This window comes from Lactobacillus sp. UMNPBX16 (assembly GCF_002553775.1).
Classification (GTDB): domain Bacteria; phylum Bacillota; class Bacilli; order Lactobacillales; family Lactobacillaceae; genus Lactobacillus; species Lactobacillus crispatus.
On record NZ_PCYU01000037.1, the window covers coordinates 1 to 3,345 of the forward strand.

Genomic DNA, 3,345 nt, shown 5'->3' on the forward strand with positions numbered 1-3,345 from the left:
AACTGACGACATCTTGATTAACAGTCAAGCGCTCTACCAACTGAGCTAAGCCGGAATATTAAAAAAGAGCACGGCAGCTTCCTTTCCTCGCAGGCAGTTGCCCACCAACTACTTTCGGCGTTAAGAAGCTTAACTTCTGTGTTCGGCATGGGAACAGGTGTATCCTTCTTGCTTTCGCCACCGTACTCTTTTGAGCTTTTACACTCAAAACTAAACATAATCCTTCTCGCAAAAAACCTTCCAGTTTGCTTCGCTTTGGTCAAGTCCTCGACTGATTAGTACTGGTCCGCTCCATCCTTCACAGGACTTCCACTCCCAGCCTATCTACCTCATCGTCTCTGAGGTGTCTTACTGCTTACGCAAAGGAAATCTCATCTTGAGGGGGGCTTCGCACTTAGATGCTTTCAGCGCTTATCCCTTCCGCACATAGCTACCCAGCGATGCTCCTGGCGGAACAACTGGTACACCAGCGGTGCGTCCATCCCGGTCCTCTCGTACTAAGGACAGCTCCTCTCAAATTTCCTACGCCCACGACGGATAGGGACCGAACTGTCTCACGACGTTCTGAACCCAGCTCGCGTGCCGCTTTAATGGGCGAACAGCCCAACCCTTGGGACCGACTTCAGCCCCAGGATGCGACGAGCCGACATCGAGGTGCCAAACCTCCCCGTCGATGTGAACTCTTGGGGGAGATAAGCCTGTTATCCCCAGGGTAGCTTTTATCCGTTGAGTGATGGCCCTTCCATACGGTACCACCAGATCACTAAGTCCTAGTTTCCTACCTGCTCGAGTTGTCTCTCTCGCAGTCAAGCTCCCTTATACCTTTACACTCTGCGAATGATTTCCAACCATTCTGAGGGAACCTTTGAGCGCCTCCGTTACACTTTAGGAGGCGACCGCCCCAGTCAAACTGCCCACCTGACACTGTCCCTGGCCTGGCTTACAGGTCGAGGTTAGAGCATCCTTCAAACAAGGGTAGTATCCCAACATTGCCTCCAATAAGACTAGCGTCCTATCTTCTCTGGCTCCTACCTATCCTGTACATGTTTAAAAGATACTCAATATCAAGCTACAGTGAAGCTCCATGGGGTCTTTCCGTCCTGTCGCGGGTAACCCGCATCTTCACGGGTATTATAATTTCACCGAGTCTCTCGTTGAGACAGTGCCCAAATCATTACACCTTTCGTGCAGGTCGGAACTTACCCGACAAGGAATTTCGCTACCTTAGGACCGTTATAGTTACGGCCGCCGTTTACTGGGGCTTCAATTCAAACCTTCGCTTACGCTAAGCTCTCCTCTTAACCTTCCAGCACCGGGCAGGTGTCAGCCTCTATACGTCATCTTACGATTTTGCAGAGACCTGTGTTTTTGATAAACAGTTGTTTGGGCCTATTCACTGCGGCTAACCAATCTCTTGGCTAGCACCCCTTCTTCCGAAGTTACGGGGTCATTTTGCCGAGTTCCTTAACGAGAGTTCTCTCGCTCACCTTAGTGTTCTCCACTCGACTACCTGTGTCGGTTTGCGGTACGGGTATGTCATCTCTGGCTAGAAGCTTTTCTTGGCAGTGTGATTACCACACCTTCGCTACTTTTAATTCACTCCTCTTCACAACTCGTGTTGCTGGTTAGAAGCATTTGACTCTTAACCGCACTTGTTGCTTGAACATCGTTCCATCGCGATGCGTGCTTCACCTCCTGCGTCCCTCCTTCGCTCTTAACGATTTGACACAGTACAGGAATCTCTACCTGTTATCCATCGACTACGCCTCTCGGCCTTGCCTTAGGTCCCGACTTACCCTGGGCGGACGAGCCTGCCCCAGGAAACCTTAGTCTTTCGGCGGATAGGATTCTCACCTATCTTTCGCTACTCATACCGGCATTCTCACTTCTAAGCGCTCCATTGATCCTCTCGATTCAACTTCTCCGCCCTTAGAACGCTCTCCTACCACGTGCTCTTTAAAACACATCCACAGTTTCGGTACTATGCTTAGCCCCGGTAAATTTTCGGCGCAGCGCCACTCGACTAGTGAGCTATTACGCACTCTTTGAATGATGGCTGCTTCTGAGCCAACGTCCTAGTTGTCTACGCAACTCCACATCCTTTTCCACTTAGCATAGATTTGGGGACCTTAACTGGTGATCTGGGCTGTTTCCCTTTCGACTACGGATCTTATCACTCGCAGTCTGACTCCCGTGTATGGATATCTGGAATTCGTAGTTTATCTGGATTCAGTAACCCCTGACGGGCCCCTAGTCCAAACAGAGCTCTACCTCCATTATCCTCTCCACGAGGCTAGCCCTAAAGCTATTTCGGAGAGAACCAGCTATCTCCAAGTTCGTTTGGAATTTCACCGCTACCCACAACTCATCCCCGCAATTTTTAACTTACGTGGGTTCGGCCCTCCAGTGCGTTTTACCACACCTTCAGCCTGGTCATGGGTAGGTCACTTGGTTTCGGGTCTACGTCACCTAACTTTTCGCCCTATTAAGACTCGCTTTCGCTCCGGCTCCGTCTTTTCTGACTTAACCTCGCTAGATAACGTAACTCGCCGGTTCATTCTACAAAAGGCACGCCATTGCACTTTAATGTGCTTTGACTACTTGTAGACACACGGTTTCAGGTTCTTTTTCACTCCCCTTCCGGGGTTCTTTTCACCTTTCCCTCACGGTACTGGTTCACTATCGGTCACTAACTAGTATTTAGCCTTGCGAGATGGTCCTCGCGGTTTCAACCGGGATTCCTCGTGTCCCGGCCTACTCAGGATTCTGCTAGGCGTGCTTGAGATTTCGCTTACGGGGCTCTCACCCTCTCTGGCTTACCTTCCCAGATAATTCAACTATCTCTTACACTGCCACGTCGCAGTCCTACAACCCCAAATGATAAATCACTTGGTTTGGGCTCTTTCCTCTTCGCTCGCCGCTACTAAGGAAATCGATCTTTCTTTCTCTTCCTGCAGCTACTTAGATGTTTCAGTTCACTGCGTCTTCCTTTGATTAGCTATCTATTCACTAATCAATAATGCATCTCTGCATTAGGTTCCCCCATTCGGATATCTCCGGATCACTGCGTACTTACCGCTCCCCGAAGCTTTTCGTAGTTCGTCACGTCCTTCTTCGGCTGTTAGTGCCTAGGCATTCACCGTGCGCCCTTTTCTACTTGACCTTACTCAAGAATTCTCTTCTCGGTCGCTCTACAATCTGTTCTCTTTGATTGTCTCGGTTTTTTGCTTGGATTATATTCAGTTTTCAATGTACTAGCTCTTTTTGAGGTACTACCCTCAAAACTAAACAAAGTTTCTCAGTGTGCTTCCGCTTGCTCTGGATACTTCTCTTAGCATTCCTGCT

Annotated in this window: 2 rRNA genes; both read right to left on the reverse strand. The window is 49.4% G+C overall.

From position 1 onward, the window contains the following. Window positions 1-68 precede the first annotated feature (68 nt). Window positions 69-185 (reverse strand): 5S ribosomal RNA (gene rrf / locus CP367_RS08500). Between the two features lie 70 nt (window positions 186-255). Then, a 23S ribosomal RNA gene (locus tag CP367_RS08505) occupies window positions 256-3,163 on the reverse strand. Window positions 3,164-3,345: the final 182 nt, after the last annotated feature.